This window comes from Pseudomonas sp. Pseusp11, from assembly GCF_047304405.1.
In the GTDB taxonomy this organism is placed as follows: Bacteria; Pseudomonadota; Gammaproteobacteria; order Pseudomonadales; family Pseudomonadaceae; genus Aquipseudomonas.
Map to the genome: position 1 here is coordinate 1 of NZ_JBGLZF010000039.1, position 21,956 is coordinate 21,956.

Consider the following 21,956-nt stretch of genomic DNA (forward strand, 5'->3'; position numbering starts at 1 on the left):
AATTGGTAGACACGCCAGCTTCAGGTGCTGGTGACCGCAAGGTCGTGGAAGTTCGAGTCTTCTTCTGGGCACCAATTCAAATTCAAGGTCACGATCTTGAATTTCACAAAAACCCGCGAAAGCGGTTTTTTGCGTTTCTGGCCTTTGAAGCCATCGCCGCCCTTTGTGGCGAGGGAGCTTGCTCCCGCTGGGCTGCGAAGCGGCCCCCCTCATTCTTTCAGTCAAACCTTATTGCCCGGTTTTGCGACTGCTCCGCAGCCGAGCGGGAGCAAGCTCCCTCGCCACAGAAGTCTGCACCAGGCCCTCTAGCAAACCCTCACCCGCCCTGCAAGACGCACTTGAGAAACAATATCGTTTATCATTGTTTCAAGTTTTTGCAATGCGACAGTGAGGAACCCTGCGAATGATGTTTCGAAATACCCTGCGCCGCGGCCTGACCATCACCCTCCTCGGCCTGACACTCACCACGCCCCTCACCCAAGCCGCCGATCCGGTTTCCCTGACACTCTATAACGGTCAACACAAGGAAGTCGGCGACGCGGTCGCCAAAGCCTTCGAAGCCAAGACCGGGATTCACGTCAATGTACGCAAGGGCAGCAGCAACCAGCTCGCCAGCCAGATCGTCGAAGAAGGCGATCGCTCCCCCGCCGACGTGATCTACACCGAAGAATCGCCACCGCTGAACAAGCTCGGCGAACAAGGCCTGCTGGCAAAAGCCGATGCCGCCACGCTTGAAGTCCTGCCCAAGGATTACGTTGCCGGCAACGGCACCTGGATCGGCATCACCGCGCGGGTCCGGGTCGTCGCCTTCAACCCTAAACTGATCGACGAAAAAGACCTGCCCAAGTCAGTGATGGAGTTCTCCAATCCAAAATGGCAAGGCAAGGTCGGCTTCGTGCCTTCCAGCGGTGCCTTCCAGGAACAGGCCGTGGCGATTATCAAGGTCCACGGGATGGACGCCGCCGAAGAATGGCTGACCGGCCTGCGCGCGTTCGGTAAAACCTACAGCAACAACATGGTTGCACTGAAAGCCGTGGAAAATGGCGAAGTCGCCACCGTGCTGGTGAACAACTATTACTGGTTCGCCTTGCAGCGTGAAAAAGGCCAGCTCGACTCGAAACTGCATTATTTCACCGATGGCGACGTCGGCGGACTGATCACCGTTTCCAGCGCTGGCGTACTGAAATCCAGCAAACATCCAAAAGAAGCCCAGCAATTGCTCGCCTACATGGCCAGCGAAGAAGGTCAGCGCGTGATCACCCAGACCACCGCCGAATACCCACTGCACAAGGGTATGGCATCGGATCGCGGGCTCAAGCCGTTCAGCGAACTGCAAGCGCCGAACGTCACGCCAGCCGACCTCGGCAACGCCGAAGAAGCCCTGGACCTGGAACGTGACGTTGGCTTGAACTGATGAGCGCCTCGTTATCCGCCCCCGCTTCGCGCGGGGGTTACATGCCAAGGCGCAAGCGGCCATCGATCTGGCTGCTGCTACCGGTTCTGCTGCTGGTGGTACTCAGCCTGTTGCCGCTGGCCTATGTCGGCCTCAAAACCTGGCAAGCCGGCTGGGCCGAGGCACTGCATCTGCTGTGGCGGCCCTACGTGTTTGGCCTGCTGCGCAATACCCTGGCGCTGATGCTGGGCGTGACACTGGCCTGCGGTGTGATTGGCTTGTCACTCGCCTGGCTGCTGGAGCGCAGCAATCTGCCGGGACGGCGGTTATGGGGCGTGATTCTGTGCCTGCCGTTCGCGGTGCCGGCATTTGTCAGCAGCTTCACCTGGGTGTCCCTGAGCGCTCACTTCGAAGGGCTGGGCGGGGCGATTCTGGTGATGACGCTGTCCAAGTACCCGCTGATCTTTCTGCCGGTGGCGGCAACGTTGCGCAATCTCGACCCCTCTCTTGAAGAGTCCGCCCGCACCCTGGGGCAGAATCGTTGGGCCGTATTCTTCAAAATCACCCTGCCCCTGCTCTGGCCGTCACTGCTGGCCGGTTCACTGTTGATTGCGCTGCACATGCTGGTGGAGTTCGGCGCGCTGTCGATCATCGGCCTGCAAACCTTTACCACGGCGATCTATCAGCAGTTCGAACTGGAATTCAGCAACGCCAATGCAGCGATGCTTTCTGCGGTGTTGCTGGCGCTGTGCCTGGTGCTGCTATGGCTTGAGTTACGCGTGCGCGGCAAAGGCCGACATGTACGCACCGGCCAGGGCGCGGCGCGGCATGCGGAGCAGGTTCGTCTGGGGCCATGGGCGACAGTCGGACAGCTTTACTGCTTGCTGCTGGCGATCATCGGCAGCGGCATTCCGCTGGGAATGCTGGCGTACTGGCTGATGGTGGGTTCGTCGGCGGCGTTCCCGGTGGCCGCGATCAGCGAGGCATTGCTCTCGTCGCTGGCGCTGTCGCTCGGTGGCGCTGCGCTGTGCCTGGTGCTGGCGGTGCCGGTGGGGTTGCTGGTGGTGCGCCATAAAGGCCGACTGGCAATCTGGGCCGAGCGCTTGCCGTATCTGCTGCATGCACTGCCGGGATTGGTGATTGCGCTGACCCTGGTGTATTTCGCCCTGCATTATGTGCCAGTGCTGTACCAGACCTCGGCGTTGCTGCTGATTGCCTATGCGCTGTTGTTTCTGCCACTGGCGCAGGCACCGATTCGCACTGCTCTGAACAAGGCCGCGCCGCAATTGGAAGAAGCCGCACGCACGCTGGGGGCGTCGTCTTTCAGCGCGTTTTGTCGGGTGACTCTGCCCATCATCTTTCCCGCCCTAGGCGCTGCGTTTGCGCTGGTGTTCCTGGATGCGATGAAGGAACTGACAGCGACGCTGCTGCTGAGCCCGACCGGGCTCAATACGCTGGCGACGGAAGTCTGGGCGCATACCGCGAATGTGGAGTTTGCGGCGGCGGCGCCTTATGCGGCGTTGTTGATTGTGGTGTCGGGGCTGCCGGTGTATCTGCTGACGACGCGGATGTATTTGAGCCGCTGATAAAGCAAAAGATCGCAGCCTTCGGCAACTCCTACACAGGGATATGCGTTTCCACTGCAGGAGCTGCCGAAGGCTGCGATCTTTTGATCTGCGGGGTTTACTACGCCCTGAACTGCCCCAGGCTCGCCTTCAACTGCGCCGCCAACCCATCCAGCACCTTGCCGCTAGCCGTGGTCTCCACCACCGCCTGAGCTGCTTTCTCAGCTTGAGCATGGATGGTCTCAACCCGCCCACGCACAGCCTGCGCACCTTGCGCCTGATGCGCCGCGGCCTGGGTCGCCAGGCCGATCGCCGCATGCACCTGCTCGACCGACGCCTGCACCGACTGCTGCAACCGCGCACTGTCGCGCAACACCAGCAAACCTTCACTGGCCTGACGCCCAGCCTGCCCGATTGCCGCAACAGCCTCACGCGCGCCCTGCTGCAGCGCAACAATGTGCGCCTGAATGTCACCGGTGGAGCTCTGCGTCTTGCTCGCCAGCGCCCGCACCTCGTCCGCCACCACGGCAAACCCGCGACCGGTCTCGCCGGCACGCGCCGCCTCAATAGCCGCGTTCAGCGCCAACAAGTTGGTTTGTTCAGCAATCCCGTGAATCACCGTCAGCACCACTTCAATCTGCTCACTCTGCTGCGCCAGACGCTCGATGACTTTCGCACCGGTGTCGACTTGTCCGGCCAATGCCTCGATGAGACTGCCGACTTTCGCCGAAGTCCGAGTGTTCTCATCCGTGGCCTGACGAATGTCCACCACCTGCCGCAAAGCGGCCTGCATGGCGTGACTTTCAGACTGAGCCTCATCAGCCATTTGCGACAACGCGCGCAGGCTTTCGGCCACTTCATCGCGCTGCATGCCAGCCGCCGCATCGGCACCGGCATTGCGTAAGGTCATGGCGCCGATTTCCACGCCGGTACGCTGAGCCACATCGCCCGCCTCACGCACGATCGGCTGCAACTTATCCACAAAGCGATTGACCGCCGAGGCCATGTCGCCGATCTCGTCCTGGCTATTGATCTGCACGCGCTTGGTCAGGTCGCCCTCACCCGCTGCCAGGTCATCCATCGCGACAATGAGCATTTTCAGGCGATTGACCACTCGACGCCCCAGCACCACCGCCAGTAACAGCAGCACACCGAAACCCACCACCGCCAGGCCCATGCCGATGCGCCAGCGCAAAGCCCCCGCAGCTTCCTGCACGGCGCCCGTGGTGTTGGCTTTCATTTCAGAAGCGGTGGACTGCGCCGACTGCAGACGCCCGCGCATCGCCGTTGCGCTGTCGGCCGCCGCACCTTTGAGGCTGTCACCCACCAATTGATCGCTGCTGGCGATCAGCGCCGAGAAGCGCTTGTCCAGCGCCGCCAGATCGGTTTCCACGGAGGCAGTTGAGACCCCCATCAAGACCTTGCCGATTTCCACTCCATTGGGACTGATCGAGGCTTCGAGGTAGTAGACCGACGGATCGCTCTTCGCTGCATCCAGCACCTTGTCCAGCGCCCGCTCACCCTGGCCTTTCTCCAGCAGCCCCTTGTTGATCGGGTTCTCTCGGTTGAGGTAGCGGGTCAGGTGCTGGCCCGTGGCGTCGTCATAGACCACGAACAGCACGTTGGGATTGCGCTGGGCGCGGCGAGCGAATTCAGACAGGGTAGGAATGTCGCTGTCCCACATGGCGCGGGGTGCGACCGAGGCCAGAAGTTGCGCCATGTCATTGGCCGATTCCTTCAGGTCCTTCTCCAGCGTCGTACGCAGTTGAGCCTGCTCGTCTTTCAAACGTGAAGACAGCCCAGCGGTCAGGCGCTGACGGGTACTGCTGGACAGGTTATCCAGGCTCGACGTGACTTCACGCCCCGCCTGCTCCAGCTCACCGGAGAGCTTTTGGCTATCGGCGCCCAGGCGCACACCCAGATCGGTTTCCAGCGCAGTCACCGTGCTCCGGGTCAGAGCGACAGCCACCAGCACCTGCACCAAAAGGGCGATACCAAGGGTAACGAACACGGGCCGCAACAAACGGCTTTGTAACAGTGAGAGAACGGCCGACACAGGAAATCCCTCTACTCTAACGCCATTAAATTGATGGCATTCTGAAGGCAATATTCACAGCAAAGGTCATGCCGTCCAACAGGCATAAACGACAAAGGCCCCGATTAAGGGGCCTTTGTGTTTTACATCAACGACTTATTAAGCGAACGGGTGACGCAGAACGATAGTTTCGTTGCGGTCCGGGCCCGTCGAAATAATGTCGATCGGCGCGCCGACCAACTCTTCGATGCGCTTGATGTAGTTGCGCGCAGCCTGAGGCAGCTCTTCCAGGGTCTTGGCACCCAGAGTCGATTCGCTCCAGCCCGGCATCTGCTCGTACACCGGCTCCAGGCCGATGTAGCTGTCGGCGTCGGTCGGTGCGTCGATCACTGCACCATCTTCGTTCTTGTAGCCTACGCAGATGTTGATGGTTTCCAGGCCGTCCAGCACGTCCAGCTTGGTCAGGCACAGGCCCGAGATGCTGTTCACATCGATAGCGCGACGCAGGATCACGGCATCGAACCAGCCGCAACGACGGGCACGGCCGGTGGTGGCGCCGAACTCGTGGCCACGCTTGGCCAGGAACGCACCAACGTCGTCGAACAGCTCAGTCGGGAACGGACCGGAACCGACGCGCGTGGTGTAAGCCTTGGTGATGCCGAGGATGTAGTCCAGGAACATCGGACCAACACCCGAACCGGTGGCGATGCCGCCAGCGGTGGTGTTGGAGCTGGTGACGTACGGGTAGGTGCCGTGGTCGATGTCCAGCAGGGAGCCCTGGGCTCCTTCGAACATGATGTCCTTGCCGGCACGACGCAGGTTGTGCAGCTCTGCGGTGACGTCGAGCATCATCGGCTTGAGCAGCTCGGCGTATTCCATGCACTCGTCGAGTGTCTTCTGGAAGTCGATCGCTGGCTCTTTGTAGTAATTGACCAGTACGAAGTTGTGGTAGTCCAGCAACTCGCCCAGCTTGGCGGCGAAACGCTCACGGTGGAACAGATCACCAATGCGCAGACCGCGACGGGCCACCTTGTCTTCGTAAGCCGGGCCGATGCCGCGACCGGTGGTGCCGATCTTCAGCTCGCCACGGGCCTTTTCACGGGCCTGGTCCAGCGCTACGTGGTAGGACAGGATCAGCGGGCAGGACGGGCTGATACGCAGGCGCTCGCGCACCGGTACGCCTTTCTCTTCCAGCTTGTTGATTTCCCGCAGCAGGGCGTCAGGTGCAACCACCACGCCGTTACCGATCAGGCACTGCACGCCTTCGCGCAGCACGCCAGACGGGATCAGGTGCAAGACGGTTTTTTCGCCGTCGATCACCAGGGTGTGACCAGCGTTGTGGCCACCTTGGTAGCGCACTACGGCGGCAGCATGTTCGGTCAGCAGATCAACGATCTTGCCTTTGCCCTCATCACCCCATTGGGTGCCCAGGACTACGACATTCTTACCCATAACACTTGTCCTCATTCGCGCAAACTTGGTGCCGGCGGCGGCCGGCAGGAAAACTCAAGAAGCCAGTGGCGATACTTGCCAAAGCCCGTTCTGCTGAATCAATTGCCGGTCGCAGTCCGCTTCACGGGCGGCGGCCAAAGGTTGCCCAGGCAATGCCTGAACGACACGCTGACCCTCACTGCGCAACTGGCAAACCTGCTGCCAGAGTGCTGCATCCGTACTGTCAGGCATCCAGATACCGCCAGACGGTAGCTCGATCTCAGCACGCCCCAGGGTCACCAGGGTTTTCAAATCGGTGGAGAAGCCTGTCGCCGGACGGGCGCGACCGAAGTCGGCACCGATGTCGTCGTAACGACCGCCTTGAGCGATGGACTGGCCAACACCTGGCACGAACACGGCGAACACCACACCAGTGTGGTAGTGGTAGCCGCGCAATTCGCCCAGGTCGAAGTACAGCGGTAACTCCGGGAAACGCGTGGACAGACGCTCGGCAATCGCCAGCAAATCGTCCAGGGCCGCCAGAACAGGCGCCGGCGCATTGGCCAGACGCTCGCGGGCAGCGCTCAACACTTCACGACCGCCACACAGGTCGACCAACGCTCGCAGCATGCCCGACAGATCGGCAGGCAGGCCTTCGGTCAAGGTAATGACCTCGTCGATGGCTTTACGTTGCAATGCATCGAACAACTGTTGCTCGACTTCGCCGGACAAACCGGCGGCGCGGGCCAGGCCGCGGTAGATGCCGACATGCCCGAGGTCCATGTGCACATCCGGCACATCGGCCAGTTGCAGCATGGCCAGCATCAGGCTGATGACTTCCACGTCGCTGCTCGGGCTGGCATCGCCGTACAACTCGGCGCCCAGTTGAATCGGGCTGCGCGAGGACGACAACGCACGTGGCTGAGCATGCAGCACGCTACCGGCATAGCACAGACGGCTCGGGCCTTCGCGACGCAGGGTGTGCGCATCGATGCGCGCCACTTGCGGCGTGATGTCGGCACGGAAACCCATCTGCCGGCCCGACTGCGGGTCGATGACCTTGAAGGTGCGCAGATCGAGGTCCTGGCCTGCGCCGGTCAGCAGGGATTCCAGGTACTCGATATGGGGAGTCACGACAAACTCGTAACCCCAGCTCTGGAACAGATCCAACACCTGGCGACGCGCAACTTCAATGCGCGCAGCCTCCGGTGGCAGTACTTCTTCGATGCCATCTGGCAGCAGCCAGCGGTCTACCGTTGCCATTACGCCATTCCCCTATGATCCGGGCAGCAAGCCTTTGGGCGAGCCTTGAGTGAAGCAGAAAATGATCGACTCATGTGCATAAACCCCGCGCATGAACAACGTGGCGAAAAGCCTGGAACCGGCTTCGCCAACCACTTTCCTCGAAAAACCTGTCGAGTCATTCAACTCGGGCGCCTGCATAAAAACAGCAATCAAACGTGCAGACGCAAAAAAGCCGGGAATTTCCCGGCTGCCGCATCATACACACGTTTTCCCAAAGGATCACCCCGCCCGAGGCTTTAGCCGCCAGGCGGGGGATGATTCAGGTCAACGTCGTATCAAGGCTTGGCTTTTTCCAGGTAACGGAAGAAGTCACTGCTCGGGTCCAGGACCATGACGTCGGATTTGTTCGCGAAGCTTTCACGGTAGGCACGCAGGCTACGGTAGAACGCGTAGAACTCCTGATCCTGGCCGTATGCCTTGGAGTAGATCGCAGCAGCCTGGGCATCACCGTCACCGCGAACCTCTTCGGATTCACGATAGGCTTCAGCCAGCAGCACGCGGCGTTGACGGTCGGCGTCGGCACGGATGCCTTCGGCCAGCTCGTTACCCTTGGCGCGGTGCTCGCGAGCTTCACGCTCACGCTCGGTGCTCATACGCTCGAACACGCTGCGGTTCACTTCCTTCGGCAGGTCGATGGCTTTGACCCGGACATCGACAACTTCAATGCCCAGCTCTTTTTCCGCCATCTTGTTCAGCGAAGCGGTGATGTCTGCCATCAGCGCATCACGCTCACCGGACACCACTTCGTGCAGGGTGCGTTTACCGAACTGGTCACGCAGGCCCGACTCCAGACGACGGGACAGGCGCTCGTCGGCAATCTGCTTGAGGCCGGAAGTCGCGGTGTAGAAGCGCTCGGCATCTTTCACGCGCCACTTGGCGTAGGCATCGACCATCACGGCTTTCTTTTCCAGCGTCAGGAAACGCTGTGTCGGTGCATCCAGCGTCATCAGGCGCGCGTCGAATATGCGCACCTTGTTAACGTAAGGCACTTTCACATGCAGGCCTGGCTGAACATCGGCCTGGACCACGCGACCGAACTGCAGCAACACCGCACGCTCGGTCTGAGCCACGATGTAGAAGCAGTTCCAGGCAACGATCGCCACGACGACGCCGACAATAAGGGCGATCAGCGATTTATTGCTCATCAGCGACTCTCCCTGGTACGTGCCTGCTGTTGCTGCAGATCAGCTGCCGCACGCACATTCACTTCATTGCTGCTGGCTGCTGCGCCGGTCACCGGAGTGCTGGTGCGGCGACCATCCTCGACCATCTTGTCCAGCGGCAGATACAGCAGATTGCTCTGGCCATTCTTGTTGCCGGTCACGAGAACCTTGCTGGTGTTGCTGAAGATTTCCTGCATGGTGTCCAGGTACAGACGCTGACGGGTAACTTCAGGCGCCTTGCGGTACTCGGCCACCAGCTTGGTGAAGCGGTCGGCCTCACCCTTGGCGCGGGAAACGGTCTCGTCGCGGTAACCGTTGGCATCCTCGAGGATGCGCTGGGCCTGACCACGGGCTTCCGGCACGACGCCGTTGGCATAGGTTTCGGCCTGGTTGCGCGAACGCTGCTCATCTTCACGGGCGCGGATCACGTCATCGAAGGCTTCCTGGACTTCACGCGGTGCAGCAGCGCTCTGTACGTTGACCTGAGTGACGGTGATACCGGTGCGATAGGTATCGAGGAAACGTTGCAGACGTTCCTTGATTTCGCTGGCCATCAATTCACGACCTTCGGTCAGCACCTGGTCCATGGCGGTAGAACCCACCACGTGGCGCAAGGCACTGTCGGTCGCGTGCTGCAGGCTGATTTCCGGCTGATCGACGTTCAGCACGAAGTCCTGCAGGTTGCTGATCTTGTACTGCACGGTCAGCGGCACTTCGACGATGTTTTCGTCTTCAGTCAGCATTTGACCCTGCTTGGTATAGGCACGCTCACGCGTGACGTTTTCCAGGTACTTGCGATCGATCGGCGGGAAATAGATGTTCAGGCCCGGGCCGACGGTTTCATAGTATTTGCCGAAGCGCAGCACCACGGCCTGCTCCTGCTCGTCGACCACGTAGACAGCGCTGTACAGCCACACGGCCGCGAGCACGGTCAGACCGATGCCGAGCAGGCCACCAAAGCCGCCACTCTTGCCCGGACCACCGCCCTCGTCACCGCGTTTCTTGCCACCACCGAACAACCCGTTCAGGCTTTCCTGCAGCTTTCGGAAGGCCTCGTCGAGATCCGGTGGTCCCTTGCGGTCGCCGTTATTGCGGCGCTTGCCACCCCAAGGATCCTGATTATTCGAGTTGCCACCCGGCTCATTCCAAGCCATAGCGCTCTCCATCTGATAAAGCAAAGACGCACCCACGGCGCGCCGACCAATGCTACAGAATGCCTGTCACCGCGGCACAACCGCTTTCTCAGGCTTTTATTGCAAAGTGTGTTGCTCGATGAATTCCATCGGTTGCAGACCTTCGCGGCTCACGAGTCGATTCAATTCGATCCGTGGCAAGCGAACGGCCAGCAGGCTGATGCCTTCTTCGTCGTGTTCTTCTTTTTGCACCGCACCGAGTTCGAAAAACTGCGCACGCAGTCGAGCAAAACGTTGCGGCAAGCGCAAGGTGCCAACAAACAAATCGCTGCCCAACAGTTCCGCCACTGCCTGCTTGAGCAAGTCCAGGCCGGTACCGTCCTTGGCCGACAACCAGACCCGCTGCGGCTTGCCATCGGCATCGCGCTGGATCTGCGGCTCAACCCCCTCGAGCAAATCGAGTTTGTTGTATACCTCAAGGATCGGCAAGTCTTGTGCCCCGATCTCCCCAAGCACCACCATGACCTGTTCGATCTGGGCCATACGATCAGGCTCGTGCGCATCGATCACGTGCAGCAACAGGTCGGAGTTGCTCGACTCTTCGAGCGTAGCTCGAAATGCCTCGACCAGTTTGTGCGGCAGGTGACGAATGAAGCCCACAGTGTCGGCCAGCACGATCGGCCCGAGGTCCTCGAGCTCGAGTCGGCGCAAGGTCGGGTCGAGGGTCGCGAATAGCTGGTTGGCGGCGAAGACGTCGGAATCGGTGACCGAGTTGAACAGCGTCGATTTGCCGGCGTTGGTATAACCCACCAGTGAAACCGTCGGAATGTCAGCACGTTTGCGCCCGCGACGAGACTGCTCGCGCTGGCTGCGGACCTTTTCCAGGCGCCCCTTGATCTGCCGCAGACGAATCCGCAACAGGCGCCGGTCGGTTTCCAGCTGGGTTTCACCCGGGCCGCGCAGACCGATACCGCCCTTCTGCCGCTCAAGGTGAGTCCAGCCGCGAACCAGTCGCGTACTCATGTACTCAAGCTGGGCCAGTTCGACCTGGAGCTTGCCTTCATGGGTGCGGGCGCGTTGAGCGAAGATATCGAGAATCAGACCCGTGCGATCGATCACGCGACACTCGAAAATACGTTCGAGGTTACGTTCCTGACTGGGCGTGAGGATGTGATTGAAAATCACCAGATCGACCTGCTCGGCTTTGACCAGGTCGCGTAACTCTTCGACCTTGCCGCTGCTGATCAGGGTTTTGGCGGTTGGCCGATGACGCGGCACGTTAAAAAACGCGACGGTCTCGGCACCTGCCGAAATTGCCAACTCCTGAAACTCCTGCGGATCTTCGCGCGCCTCAGGGTCCTGACCATCCAAGTGAACGAGAATTGCCCGCTCACCACCACCGTGGCGCTCAAAGAACAAAGGAGACTCCTATCAGGCGTTACCTGGCTCAGCGTCACCTGCTTCGGATTCGGTTGCGCTAGGCAGACGAATTGGACGAACTGGCACCACTGTAGAGATAGCGTGTTTGTAAACCATCTGGCTGACGGTGTTTTTCAGCAGGATAACGAACTGGTCGAAAGACTCGATCGTGCCTTGCAGTTTGATCCCGTTGACCAGGTAGATGGAAACCCCCACTTTCTCTTTACGTAAAGTATTCAAGTAAGGGTCTTGTAGCGAATGCCCTTTTGACATGTGCCGCACTCCTTTAAGGATTCAATATAAAAAATAGGTAAACAGATGGCTTGGGGCCGTCACACCCCCAAGGATAGACGGCAATTGCAAGGACTCAGCTCAATATGGAGATGGTCCCGAGGTATTTCAAGGCGCGCGGCAGATTGTCGCAATCGAGACTGTCCAACCAGTGTAAATCAGCCCAACTGCGCAGCCAGGTGAACTGGCGCTTCGCCAATTGGCGCGTGGCAATGATTCCACGCTCCTGCATCTCGGCTTGCGTCAGCTTGCCATCCAGGTAATCCCAGACTTGTCGATAACCTACAGCACGTATAGACGGCAACCCGGAATGCAAGTCACCTCTATCTCGCAGGGCTACGACCTCGTCGACGAATCCCTGTTCCAACATATTTGTGAATCTTTGTTTAATGCGCTCGTGCAGTACCTGGCGATTTGCCGGAGCGATGGCCAAGTTCGCGACAGTATAGGGCAATTGTTGCAGTCCCGAAGCGGCTGCTTCAGTACTTTGCGCAGATTGTCGCAAGCGTAGCTCAGTCATGCTCTGACCGCTGACGCGATAAACTTCCAGTGCACGACTAAGGCGCTGCGGATCGTTCGGGTGAATTCGCGCCGCGGATTGCGGATCAATCACCGCCAATTGATCGTGCAGGGCTTGCCAGCCAAGGCGTGCAGCCTCTTCTTCGATTTGCGCACGAACGTCCGCATCGGCCGCCGGCATGTCAGCCAGACCTTCGAGCAAAGCCTTGTAATAGAGCATTGTGCCGCCCACCAGCAGCGGAATATTGCCCCGCGCGGTGATCTCGCTCATGGCTTGCAACGCATCGCGACGGAAATCCGCGGCGGAATAACTCTCGGCCGGGTCGAGAATGTCGATCAGACGATGGGGGAATTCGGCCAGGATCTCTTTGGAGGGTTTGGCGGTGCCGATGTCCATGCCGCGATAAACCAGCGCCGAATCGACACTGATCAGCTCGCAGGGCAGGACCTTGGTGAGTTCGATGGCCAGGTCGGTCTTGCCGGCGGCCGTCGGCCCCATCAGGAAAATTGCGGGAGGGAACTGGCTCATCAACGACCGCGCAAGAACAGTTTGTCCAGATCGTCCAGGCCCAGCTGGGTCCAGGTCGGTCGGCCATGGTTGCATTGACCGCTGCGCTCGGTGTTTTCCATGTCCCGCAGCAGGCCGTTCATTTCCGCCAAGGCCAGGCGCCGATTCGCGCGAATCGCGCCGTGGCAGGCCATGGTGCCGAGCAGTTCGTTCAGATGCGCCTGAATCCGGTCGCTGGTGCCGTACTCCATCAAATCCGCCAGAACGTCGCTGACCAGTCGGTTAGCCTCGGCCTGTTTCAGCAAGGCGGGGATTTGCCGGATGGCCAGGGTTTCCGGGCCAAGACGCTGCAATTCAAAACCCAGACGCTGGAACCAGGCGACGTTTTCTTCGGCGCAGTCGGCTTCGCGCTGGCTGACCGCCAGGGATTCCGGCACCAGCAACGGCTGACCGCTCAACCCCTCACTGGCCATGGCGACTTTCAGGCGTTCGTACATGATCCGCTCATGGGCGGCATGCATGTCTACCAGCACCAGGCCTTGGGCGTTTTCCGAAAGAATGTAGATGCCCTTGAGCTGCGCCAGTGCGTAGCCCAGCGGCGGGATGTCGTCCTGCCCGGCCGGCAGCGCGACTGCGTTGGCCTCGGGCAACGGCGCGAAGAACTCGCGATAGGCCGCCTGGGCTTCAGCGACGGGCACGCCGGACTGAGGCCGCGGCGTGTATTGATACTGATAACCGGCACCGGCGCCAGAGCCCGCCGAAGTATTGAAGGACGGCTGGGCCTGAGGCTGCTCCAGCAGCGCATTGGCCGCCAGACGCATCTCGCCCTGCGGGCCGAACTCGCCGGCTTCGATACCGGTTGGCCGGACCATGGCTGTCGCGACAGGCGCGGCCAACTGGTCATCCGGCCGCACATCACCCAAGGCGCGATGCAAAGTACCGTAAAGGAAGTCGTGAACCATGCGCCCGTCACGGAAACGCACTTCGTGCTTGGTCGGGTGCACGTTGACGTCGACGCCTGCCGGATCGACTTCGAAAAACAGCACGAATGTCGGGTGCCGACCGTTGAACAGTACGTCGCGATAAGCCTGGCGCACTGCGTGGGCTACCAGTTTGTCGCGCACGGCACGGCCATTCACAAAGAAATACTGCAGATCCGCCTGGCTGCGGTTGAAGGTCGGCAACCCGACCCAACCCCACAAATGCAGGCCATTGCGTTCGATTTCGATCGGCAGCGCCTGCTCCAGAAAGCCCGCCCCGCAGATCGCCGCCACACGCCGGGCACGGGCTGCGTCATCATGGGCTTCGTGCAGGCTGAGGATGGTTTTGCCGTTGTGACGCAGATGGAACGCCACATCGAACCGCGCCAGCGCCAGACGCTTGATCACTTCTTGCAGGTGATCGAATTCGGTTTTTTCGGTCTTCAGAAACTTGCGGCGCGCCGGGGTATTGAAGAACAAATCGCGCACTTCCACCGAAGTGCCCACCGGATGCGCCGCCGGTTGCACGCGAGGCGCCATGTCCCGACCTTCGGTTTCCACCTGCCAGGCTTGATCGGCGTCGCGAGTGCGGGAAGTCAGGGTCAGACGCGCCACGGAACTGATGGAGGCCAGCGCCTCACCACGAAACCCCAGGCTCATGACCTGTTCGAGGTCTTCCAGGTTGCGGATCTTGCTGGTGGCGTGACGGGCCAGGGCCAAAGGCAGGTCATCGGCGGAAATGCCACTGCCATCGTCGCGCACCCGCAGCAGCTTGACACCGCCCTGCTCCACATCGACATCGATGCGTTTGGCGCCGGAGTCGAGGCTGTTTTCCAGCAACTCCTTGATCACCGAGGCCGGGCGCTCAACCACTTCACCGGCGGCAATCTGGTTCGCCAGCCGTGGGCTGAGTAGCTCGATACGCGCCGTGTTGGTCAGCACCTGGTTCATTCTTTGGCCGCCAGTTCAGTGCCTGGAATGGTCAACGTCTGACCAATCTTCAGCTCGTCACTTTGCAAGTTGTTGGCACTGCGCAAGGTGGCCGCAGACACCTGATAACGCACGGCGATCATCGCCAGGGTTTCACCGGGGCTGACGCGATGGTCACGCGGGCCTTGGGCGATCTTGCCGGAATCGCGCAGCCAGGCAATGTAGGTGCCCGGCGGCGGGTTCTGCTGGAAGAACTGCCGCACGCCGCTGCTGATGGAGCGCGCCAGCGCCTGCTGGTGGCTCGATGCCGCGAGTTTCGAGGCTTCGTTGGCGTTGGAGATGAATCCGGTTTCCACCAGGATCGACGGGATGTCCGGCGACTTCAACACCATGAACCCGGCTTGCTCCACGCGCTGTTTGTGCAGCGGCGTGACGCGACCGATGTTGCTCAAGACTTTCTGGCCAACGTTCAGGCTGGAAGTCAGGGAAGCGGTCATCGACAAGTCGAGCAGCACGCCGGCGAGCATCCGGTCCTTGTCGTCGAGGCTGACGTTGCCGGCACCGCCGATCAAGTCGGAACGGTTTTCGCTGTCGGCCAGCCAACGGGCGGTCTCCGACGTAGCGCCGCGGTCAGACAGGGCAAACACCGACGCACCGAACGCAGCGGCTGAAGGCGCGGCGTCGGCGTGGATCGAAACGAACAGGTCGGCGCCCTTCTTGCGGGCGATTTCGGTACGGCCGCGCAACGGAATGAAGTAGTCGCCGGTACGGGTCAGTTCGGCGCGGAAACCTTTCATGCCATTGACCTGACGCTGCAGCTCACGGGCGATGGCCAGCACCACGTCTTTTTCACGCTGACCGCGAGAGCCCGAGGCGCCCGGGTCTTCACCGCCGTGACCGGCATCGATCACCACGATAATGTCGCGTTTGCCAGCCGGTGCAGGTGGCAGCTTGATCGAAGGCTCGGACGGCGTGACGGGTACGGCGGGTACCGTAGCCACAGACGGTGTTGGCGCAGGCGGTGGCGCGGCGTCGGCCGCGTTGTCGAACAGGTCGACTACCAGGCGATTGCCGTACTGGGCGTTCGGCGCCAAGGTGAAGCTTTTCGGCGTGACGGCTTTTTTCAGGTCGATGACCACCCGCAAATCGGTCGGCGTACGCTGAGCCGAACGCATTGCCGTGATCGGCGTATTGGCCGTGGAGACGTTCAGCGGCGAGCCGAGCGTCGCGCCATTGATGTCGATTACCAGCCGATCCGGTGCGGTCAGGGTAAAGACGCTGTGCTGGACAGGCCCCGTCAGGTCGAACACCAGTCGAGTGTTATCCGGCGCCCGCCAAAGGCGAACACTGTTGACCTTCGTCTCGGCCACAGCGTCGACGGTCACCGCCAAAAACAACACCCCTACGGCAGCAACCAACGCGCGAAAGCGCATACCTAACCCCATCATTTATTTGGATTCCAATGCCAAAACGGCACACCACGACTCGCCACGCGAGCCTTGGGGCAAAATTCTCAGCGAACGCCCGCTGTCTTGCGGGCTAATGGTAATGGTCAGGTCGGGCTTTGGCAAAAAGCCTGCACCCTTCTGGGGCCATTCAATAAGACATAATGCGTCGTCATCGAAATAGTCGCGGATGCCGAGGTACTCCAGCTCCTCGGGGTCGACCAATCGATATAAGTCGAAATGGAAGGCGCGGACGGCGCCGATCTCGTAAGGCTCGACCAGGGTAAAGGTTGGACTTTTTACCGCGCCGGTATGCCCCAGGCCACGGATGATGCCCCGGGACAGCGTGGTTTTCCCCGCGCCCAGATCCCCTTCAAGAAAGATCAGACCGTGCCCTTCGGTGGTTTTGGCGATACGTGCGCCAAAATCGCTCATGGCCTGTTCATCGGCCAGGTACAGGGTTACTTCAGACACGGTGCTTGCTCCTCCAACAACTGACGAATGGCTGGAATCAGATCACTGGCCGCCAGCCCGCGGCCGAATTTACCTTGTTGCTCACCGGCATTGGCGTGCAGCCAGACCGCCAGGCAGGCCGCGTCATACGCGTCCAGGCCCTGAGCGAGCAAGGCGCCCACCAGACCGGCCAGCACATCACCCAACCCGGCCGACGCCATGGCTGGATGGCCCTGATGACACAACGCCAGACACCCATCGGGGCTGGCAATCAGACTGCCAGCGCCCTTGAGCACTACCACCGCTGTATATTTTTTGCTCAACGCATGGGCCGCGGCCGGGCGGTCAGCCTGTACGGCGGCTGTCGATATCCCCAGCAATCGTGCCGCTTCGCCCGGATGCGGCGTGATGACACTACCTGCAGGCAAGCTCACGCCACCTTCGGCCAACAGGTTCAATGCATCGGCATCCCAGACTTGTGGCTGCGACGCGTTGGCCGCGGCCGACAACAGGCTGCGCCCCCAGGCGGCCTGCCCCAGCCCCGGGCCGACGACCAGCACCGTGGCCTTTTCCAGCAGGCCCATCAATTGATTGGCCGACGACGTACCGAGCACCATGGCTTCCGGCAAACGCGCCAGGGCGGCCGGAACGTGCTCACTGCGCGTGGCCACGGACACCATGCCGGCACCGCTGCGCAGGGCACTTTGTGCGCTAAGCAGGATGGCGCCGCCAAAACCGCGATCACCACCAACGAGCAATACGTGACCAAATTTGCCTTTGTGGGCAGTTGGAGCGCGGCCGGTCAGACGCGGCACATTACCGGCCGTCAGGCGACGCGCACTGATCTCGGCCCCAATAAATGTCTCGGGGGCGACGTGCAGATCGTTGAATACCAAATCGCCCACCACATCCGCCGCGTCACCGGTAAACAGCCCCACCTTCAAACCGATGAACGTCACCGTCAGGTCTGCTCGAACCGCAATGCCGAGCTGGCGCCCCGTATCGGCGCACAGCCCCGAGGGGATATCCACCGCCGCAACCGGGAGCCCACTGGCATTGATCGCGGCGATGACGCTGGCGAACGGCTCGCGTACTTCACCGGTCAGGCCGGTGCCGAGCAAGGCATCCAGCACAGTGCCGCGCAACTCGGAGTGCGGGTTCCAGCCTTGAATGGCCACGCCTTCGGCCACCGCCTCGGCATGCGCCGACGCGGCATCGCCCTGCAAACGCCCGGGGTCGCCGGCGGCCAGCACCCGCACATGCCAGCCGGCACGTCGGGCCAGCACGGCCACCAGATAACCGTCGCCCGCGTTATTGCCGTGGCCGGCCACCACACTCAATTCGTGCCCGCTCGGCCAATGGCGGACCAGCGCACGCCAGGTCGCCCGTGCCGCACGCTGCATCAATTCGAAGCCCGGTGTACCGGCCGCGATCACGCTCGCATCGAGCCCTCGGACTTGCGCGGCACTATACAGCGCGTCGGGTAATTCATCTTTAGTGTGCGGCATGCGTCTTCAGGCTCCGATGTCTGGCAGAATTATACGCATCTCAGCTCCGGTTTCTCTCGCCTCATGCCCGCTATTACCACAGACCTGCCCGCCCTCGCCCAATCCATCAAGGACTGGGGCCGCGAGCTGGGCTTTCAGCAAGTCGGCATCAGCGGCCTCGACCTGGCCGAGCATGAGCAGCACCTGGAGCGCTGGCTCGCCGCTGGCTACCACGGCGAAATGGATTACATGGGCGCCCATGGCAGCAAACGCTCGCACCCGGAAGAACTGGTGCCGGGCACCCTGCGCGTGGTTTCCCTGCGCATGGACTACCTGCCGGGCGACACGCACATGGCGCAACGGCTGGCCCAACCGGAAAAAGCCTACGTCTCGCGTTATGCCTTGGGCCGCGATTACCACAAATTAATTCGTAAACGCGTGCAACAACTGGCGGAAAAAATCCAGGCAGTGATCGGCCCGTTCGGCTACCGCGCCTTCGTCGACAGCGCCCCAGTGCTGGAAAAGGCCATCGCCGAACAGGCTGGCCTGGGCTGGATCGGCAAAAACACGCTGGTCTTGAATCGCAAGGCCGGCAGTTACTTCTTCCTCAGCGAACTGTTCGTCGACCTGCCGCTGCCGGTGGACCCACCCCACGCCACCGAGCACTGCGGTCGCTGCACGGCCTGCCTGGACATTTGCCCGACCAATGCCTTCGTCGGCCCCTATGTGCTGGACGCCCGGCGCTGCATTTCGTACCTGACCATCGAACTGAAAAGCGCGATTCCTGAAGATTTACGACCGCTGATCGGCAATCGGGTGTTCGGTTGCGATGACTGCCAGATCGTCTGCCCGTGGAACCGCTTCGCCCGGCCTTCCGGGGAAAGCGACTTCAAACCCCGGCACAACCTGGACAACGCCGAACTGGCCGAACTGTTCATGTGGGACGAAGAAAAATTCCTCAGCAGCACCGAAGGTTCACCGCTGCGCCGGGCCGGTTACGAGCGTTGGTTGCGCAATCTGGCGGTCGGCCTGGGCAATGCGCCGTCGAGCATTCCGGTGCTGGAAGCGTTGAAAGCACGGCGGGACTACCCGTCGGAACTGGTGCGCGAACATGTCGAATGGGCGCTGAAACAACACGGCCTCGCGTAGGAGCTGCCGCAGGCTGCGATCTTTTGATCTTAAAAAATCAAAGTCAAAAGATCGCAGCCTGCGGCAGCTCACAGGGATCGCGGGGTCAGGCTTCGTCGTTATAAACGAACTTGGGCATTTCCCAATGGAAACGGATCGCCAGCAAGCGCAGCAGGAAGCCGCCGAATAGCGTGATCAGGATCGCCTGTTCACCCGGCAATTGCAGATAGATACAGAATAAATAGCACCACGCCGCGGCAAACGAGACGCTGGCGTAGAGTTCGCGGCGGAAGATCAGCGGGATGTCGTTGCAGAAGATGTCCCGCAGAATGCCACCGAATACCCCGGTGATCACGCCGCTGACCGAGGCCACCAGCATGCCGTGGCCCATTTCCAGGGCGGTCATGCAGCCGATCAGGGTGAACGCCACCAGGCCCACGGCGTCGAGCACCAGAAACAGCGAGCGCAGATGACGCATCCAGCGCGCCGCGAAGACCGTGAACATCGCTGCGATCGACGTCAGCACCAGGTATTCCGGGTGTTTGACCCAAGTCAGCGGGTAATGGCCAAGCAACACGTCGCGCACCGAACCGCCGCCCAACGCCGTGACGCATGCAATCAATACCACGCCAAACCAGTCCATGCCGCGACGGCCCGCAGACAGGGCGCCAGTCATGGCTTCGGCAGTAATGGCGATCAGGTAGAGCATCAGCAACATGGTGGCGGTCCTTACGAGAAGGCGCGCAGTCTACTCAGATCGTCGGGGCACCAAAAGGGGGCAAGGGAACCTGTGGCGAGGGAGCTTGCTCCCGCTGGGCCGCAGAGCGGCCCCATTTGCTGACAGAGCAACTCTTCAAATAGACCGCGCCAGCTGACTTTACGACTGCTGCGCAGCCGAGCGGGACGGTGCGGCGTCCGACAAGCTCCCTCGCCACAAAAACCTCCCTATGCCCAATCAGAACTTGATGAAATTCTTGCGGTAGTGCTGCAGCTCGGCGATCGATTCGCGTATGTCGTCCAGGGCCAGGTGAGTGCTGCCTTTTTTGAAGCTGTCGCGCACGTCCGGTGCCCAGCGCGCAGCCAACTCCTTGAGGGTCGACACGTCGAGGTTGCGGTAGTGGAAATAGCTTTCCAACGACTTCATGTGGGTATAAAGGAAGCGACGGTCCTGGCAGATGCTGTTGCCACAGATCGGCGACTTGCCCTTCGGCACCCATTTCTCCAGGAAGGCGATGGTCTCGGCTTCCGCTTCGGCCATGCTGATGCGGCTGTCGCGAACCCGTTGGGTCAGCCCGGAGCCGCCGTGCTGACGGGTATTCCACTCGTCCATGCCGGCGAGGATCTCGTCGCTGTGATGGATGGCGATCACCGGACCTTCAGCCAAGGTGTTCAAATTACTGTCGGTGACGATGGTGGCCATCTCGATGATGACGTCGGTATCAGGGTTCAGCCCGGTCATTTCCAGGTCGATCCAGATCAGGTTCTGCGGGTTCTGCATATGTCGGCTCCTCGGCGTAGGTTCGCAGTTTAGCCTAGGGAGGCGGCCGGGCGTGCTAAACTCGCGGCCGTTTTACCTAATCGCTGCATTCTCGATACGGAACACCCATGGCCAAACGCCAACTCAATCGTCGTCAAAACTGGCGCATCGAAAAGATTCAGGGCGAGCGCGCTGCCCGCGCCGCCAAACGCGAGTCCTCGGCTGTCGAGGCACTTGAGGGTGGCGACCTGGGTCCGGAACAGACGGGCCTGGTGATCGCGCACTTCGGTGTACAGGTTGAAGTCGAAGCCCTCGATGGCGAGCTGGCCGGCCAGGTATTCCGCTGCCACTTGCGCGCCAACCTGCCGGCACTGGTGACCGGCGATCAGGTCGTGTGGCGTGCCGGCAACCAGGGCATCGGTGTGATCGTGGCGCAACTGCCGCGCAAAACCGAGCTCTGCCGCCCGGACAGTCGTGGACAGCTCAAGCCGGTGGCGGCCAACGTCGACATGATCGTCATCGTCTTCGCACCGCTGCCCGAGCCTCATGCCAACCTGATCGACCGCTACCTGGTTGCCGCGGAACACGCGGGTATCCGCCCGTTGTTGCTGCTGAACAAATTCGACCTGATCGACGAGCAGAACGCCCCGGCGCTGAATGCCTTGCTGGCGGTTTACCGCACGCTGGGTTACCCGGTGCTGGAAGTGTCGGCGCACCACGGCAACGGCATGGAACAACTTCAAAAACTGTTGGACGGGCACATCAGTGTGTTCGTCGGCCAGTCCGGTGTCGGCAAATCATCTTTGGTCAACAGCCTGTTGCCGGAAGTCGAAACCCGCGTCGGCCCGCTGTCCGAGCTGTCGGGCCAGGGCACCCACACCACCACCACCGCGCGGTTGTTCCACTTCCCCGGTGGCGGTGAGTTGATTGACTCCCCGGGTATCCGCGAGTTCGGCCTGGGTCACGTCAGCCGTGCCGACGTCGAAGCCGGCTTCATCGAGTTCAACGACCTGCTCGGCACCTGCCGCTTCCGCGACTGCAAACACGACCGCGAGCCGGGCTGCGCCTTGCTCAAGGCCCTGGAAGATGGCCGTGTGCAGCAGCAACGGATGAACAGCTACCGCTCGATCATCGCCAGCTTGCCTGAAAACAGCTATTAAACAGACGCACCAGCCGCCCCGACATTAACGGGACGGCTGGCCGCTCGTAACCACCTACAAAACAACCTACAAAACAACCCGTCGACTTAAACATCAGATATTTCTGTAGGGCGTCCGCACGCCTGTTTGAAGGG

Annotated in this window: 18 protein-coding genes and 1 pseudogene; 5 read left to right on the forward strand and 14 right to left on the reverse strand. The window is 61.0% G+C overall.

Features of this window, described 5'->3' with window-relative positions:
• The 3 genes and pseudogenes from ACCC96_RS24325 to ACCC96_RS24335 form a co-directional block, all read left to right on the forward strand.
• Positions 1 to 407 (forward strand): annotated as a pseudogene (locus ACCC96_RS24325) (hypothetical protein); the annotation flags it as partial.
• Complete coding sequence (locus tag ACCC96_RS24330; RefSeq protein WP_413697132.1) at positions 404 to 1,414, forward strand: extracellular solute-binding protein; 1,011 nt, start codon at positions 404 to 406, stop codon at positions 1,412 to 1,414. The pseudogene ACCC96_RS24325 and the gene ACCC96_RS24330, both read left to right, overlap by 4 nt.
• Positions 1,414 to 2,979 carry an ABC transporter permease gene (locus ACCC96_RS24335; protein ID WP_413697133.1) on the forward strand — a complete coding sequence of 522 codons (1,566 nt, stop codon included), beginning with the start codon at positions 1,414 to 1,416 and terminating at the stop codon, positions 2,977 to 2,979. The genes ACCC96_RS24330 and ACCC96_RS24335 overlap by 1 nt, the downstream gene beginning before the upstream one ends.
• A gap of 100 nt (positions 2,980 to 3,079) precedes the next feature.
• Here the strand turns inward: ACCC96_RS24335 and ACCC96_RS24340 are convergent, their stop codons facing one another.
• The 12 genes from ACCC96_RS24340 to ACCC96_RS24395 form a co-directional block, all read right to left on the reverse strand.
• On the reverse strand, positions 3,080 to 5,014 hold the full coding sequence (locus ACCC96_RS24340) for a methyl-accepting chemotaxis protein (RefSeq protein WP_413697134.1): 1,935 nt from the start codon (positions 5,012 to 5,014) through the stop codon (positions 3,080 to 3,082).
• Between the two features lie 138 nt (positions 5,015 to 5,152).
• Positions 5,153 to 6,445, reverse strand: a complete 1,293-nt coding sequence (locus tag ACCC96_RS24345; RefSeq protein ID WP_018928499.1) for an adenylosuccinate synthase — start codon at positions 6,443 to 6,445, stop codon at positions 5,153 to 5,155.
• A gap of 54 nt (positions 6,446 to 6,499) precedes the next feature.
• Positions 6,500 to 7,687 (reverse strand): ATP phosphoribosyltransferase regulatory subunit, encoded by a 1,188-nt coding sequence (locus ACCC96_RS24350; RefSeq protein WP_007939588.1) that lies wholly within the window; start codon positions 7,685 to 7,687, stop codon positions 6,500 to 6,502.
• Between the two features lie 317 nt (positions 7,688 to 8,004).
• Positions 8,005 to 8,874, reverse strand: a complete 870-nt coding sequence (hflC, locus tag ACCC96_RS24355) for a protease modulator HflC (RefSeq protein WP_007939589.1) — start codon at positions 8,872 to 8,874, stop codon at positions 8,005 to 8,007.
• Positions 8,874 to 10,046 (reverse strand): FtsH protease activity modulator HflK, encoded by a 1,173-nt coding sequence (hflK, locus tag ACCC96_RS24360; protein ID WP_019582202.1) that lies wholly within the window; start codon positions 10,044 to 10,046, stop codon positions 8,874 to 8,876. The genes hflC and hflK overlap by 1 nt, the downstream gene beginning before the upstream one ends.
• A 96-nt stretch (positions 10,047 to 10,142) precedes the next feature.
• A complete protein-coding gene (gene hflX, locus ACCC96_RS24365) occupies positions 10,143 to 11,444 on the reverse strand; it encodes a ribosome rescue GTPase HflX (protein ID WP_007939591.1) in 1,302 nt (433 codons plus the stop codon).
• Positions 11,445 to 11,456: 12 nt separating this feature from the next.
• Positions 11,457 to 11,717 carry an RNA chaperone Hfq gene (hfq, locus tag ACCC96_RS24370; RefSeq protein ID WP_007902656.1) on the reverse strand — a complete coding sequence of 87 codons (261 nt, stop codon included), beginning with the start codon at positions 11,715 to 11,717 and terminating at the stop codon, positions 11,457 to 11,459.
• Between the two features lie 94 nt (positions 11,718 to 11,811).
• Positions 11,812 to 12,783, reverse strand: coding sequence for a tRNA (adenosine(37)-N6)-dimethylallyltransferase MiaA (gene miaA, locus ACCC96_RS24375; RefSeq protein WP_019582201.1), 972 nt, complete (start codon positions 12,781 to 12,783; stop codon positions 11,812 to 11,814).
• Complete coding sequence (gene mutL / locus ACCC96_RS24380) at positions 12,783 to 14,693, reverse strand: DNA mismatch repair endonuclease MutL (RefSeq protein WP_413697135.1); 1,911 nt, start codon at positions 14,691 to 14,693, stop codon at positions 12,783 to 12,785. The genes miaA and mutL overlap by 1 nt, the downstream gene beginning before the upstream one ends.
• Complete coding sequence (locus ACCC96_RS24385) at positions 14,690 to 16,120, reverse strand: N-acetylmuramoyl-L-alanine amidase (RefSeq protein ID WP_019582199.1); 1,431 nt, start codon at positions 16,118 to 16,120, stop codon at positions 14,690 to 14,692. The genes mutL and ACCC96_RS24385 overlap by 4 nt, the downstream gene beginning before the upstream one ends.
• Positions 16,121 to 16,591 (reverse strand): tRNA (adenosine(37)-N6)-threonylcarbamoyltransferase complex ATPase subunit type 1 TsaE, encoded by a 471-nt coding sequence (gene tsaE / locus ACCC96_RS24390; RefSeq protein ID WP_258672193.1) that lies wholly within the window; start codon positions 16,589 to 16,591, stop codon positions 16,121 to 16,123.
• Entirely contained in the window at positions 16,579 to 18,078 is a 1,500-nt protein-coding gene (locus ACCC96_RS24395; protein WP_413697136.1) for an NAD(P)H-hydrate dehydratase, read from the reverse strand. Before ACCC96_RS24395 ends, tsaE begins: the two co-directional genes overlap by 13 nt.
• A 63-nt stretch (positions 18,079 to 18,141) precedes the next feature.
• Here ACCC96_RS24395 and queG point away from each other — a divergent pair, with 63 nt between their 5' ends.
• The gene (queG, locus tag ACCC96_RS24400) at positions 18,142 to 19,206 is read left to right on the forward strand and encodes a tRNA epoxyqueuosine(34) reductase QueG (protein ID WP_258672191.1); all 1,065 of its coding nucleotides are present in this window, start codon (positions 18,142 to 18,144) and stop codon (positions 19,204 to 19,206) included.
• Positions 19,207 to 19,291: 85 nt separating this feature from the next.
• Here the strand turns inward: queG and ACCC96_RS24405 are convergent, their stop codons facing one another.
• Both ACCC96_RS24405 and orn read right to left on the reverse strand, forming a co-directional pair.
• Entirely contained in the window at positions 19,292 to 19,903 is a 612-nt protein-coding gene (locus ACCC96_RS24405) for a trimeric intracellular cation channel family protein (protein ID WP_019650696.1), read from the reverse strand.
• A 237-nt stretch (positions 19,904 to 20,140) separates the two neighbouring features.
• The gene (gene orn / locus ACCC96_RS24410) at positions 20,141 to 20,683 is read right to left on the reverse strand and encodes an oligoribonuclease (protein ID WP_019582197.1); all 543 of its coding nucleotides are present in this window, start codon (positions 20,681 to 20,683) and stop codon (positions 20,141 to 20,143) included.
• A 107-nt stretch (positions 20,684 to 20,790) separates the two neighbouring features.
• On the opposite strand from orn, the gene rsgA reads away from it, so the two are divergent.
• Entirely contained in the window at positions 20,791 to 21,822 is a 1,032-nt protein-coding gene (rsgA, locus tag ACCC96_RS24415) for a small ribosomal subunit biogenesis GTPase RsgA (RefSeq protein ID WP_018928510.1), read from the forward strand.
• The last annotated feature ends 134 nt before the right edge of the window (positions 21,823 to 21,956 follow it).

Excerpts from the sequence above, each read along its gene's own strand:
- rsgA (WP_018928510.1), top strand. The coding sequence starts at position 20,791 with ATGGCCAAACGCCAACTCAATCGTCGTCAAAACTGGCGCATCGAAAAG.
- hflK (WP_019582202.1), bottom strand. The coding sequence starts at position 10,046 with ATGGCTTGGAATGAGCCGGGTGGCAACTCGAATAATCAGGATCCTTGG.
- orn (WP_019582197.1), bottom strand. The coding sequence starts at position 20,683 with ATGCAGAACCCGCAGAACCTGATCTGGATCGACCTGGAAATGACCGGG.
- hfq (WP_007902656.1), bottom strand. The coding sequence starts at position 11,717 with ATGTCAAAAGGGCATTCGCTACAAGACCCTTACTTGAATACTTTACGT.
- queG (WP_258672191.1), top strand. The coding sequence starts at position 18,142 with ATGCCCGCTATTACCACAGACCTGCCCGCCCTCGCCCAATCCATCAAG.
- hflC (WP_007939589.1), bottom strand. The coding sequence starts at position 8,874 with ATGAGCAATAAATCGCTGATCGCCCTTATTGTCGGCGTCGTCGTGGCG.
- ACCC96_RS24405 (WP_019650696.1), bottom strand. The coding sequence starts at position 19,903 with ATGTTGCTGATGCTCTACCTGATCGCCATTACTGCCGAAGCCATGACT.
- ACCC96_RS24335 (WP_413697133.1), top strand. The coding sequence starts at position 1,414 with ATGAGCGCCTCGTTATCCGCCCCCGCTTCGCGCGGGGGTTACATGCCA.
- ACCC96_RS24345 (WP_018928499.1), bottom strand. The coding sequence starts at position 6,445 with ATGGGTAAGAATGTCGTAGTCCTGGGCACCCAATGGGGTGATGAGGGC.
- ACCC96_RS24350 (WP_007939588.1), bottom strand. The coding sequence starts at position 7,687 with ATGGCAACGGTAGACCGCTGGCTGCTGCCAGATGGCATCGAAGAAGTA.
- miaA (WP_019582201.1), bottom strand. The coding sequence starts at position 12,783 with ATGAGCCAGTTCCCTCCCGCAATTTTCCTGATGGGGCCGACGGCCGCC.
- mutL (WP_413697135.1), bottom strand. The coding sequence starts at position 14,693 with ATGAACCAGGTGCTGACCAACACGGCGCGTATCGAGCTACTCAGCCCA.
- ACCC96_RS24330 (WP_413697132.1), top strand. The coding sequence starts at position 404 with ATGATGTTTCGAAATACCCTGCGCCGCGGCCTGACCATCACCCTCCTC.
- ACCC96_RS24395 (WP_413697136.1), bottom strand. The coding sequence starts at position 18,078 with ATGCCGCACACTAAAGATGAATTACCCGACGCGCTGTATAGTGCCGCG.
- ACCC96_RS24385 (WP_019582199.1), bottom strand. The coding sequence starts at position 16,120 with ATGATGGGGTTAGGTATGCGCTTTCGCGCGTTGGTTGCTGCCGTAGGG.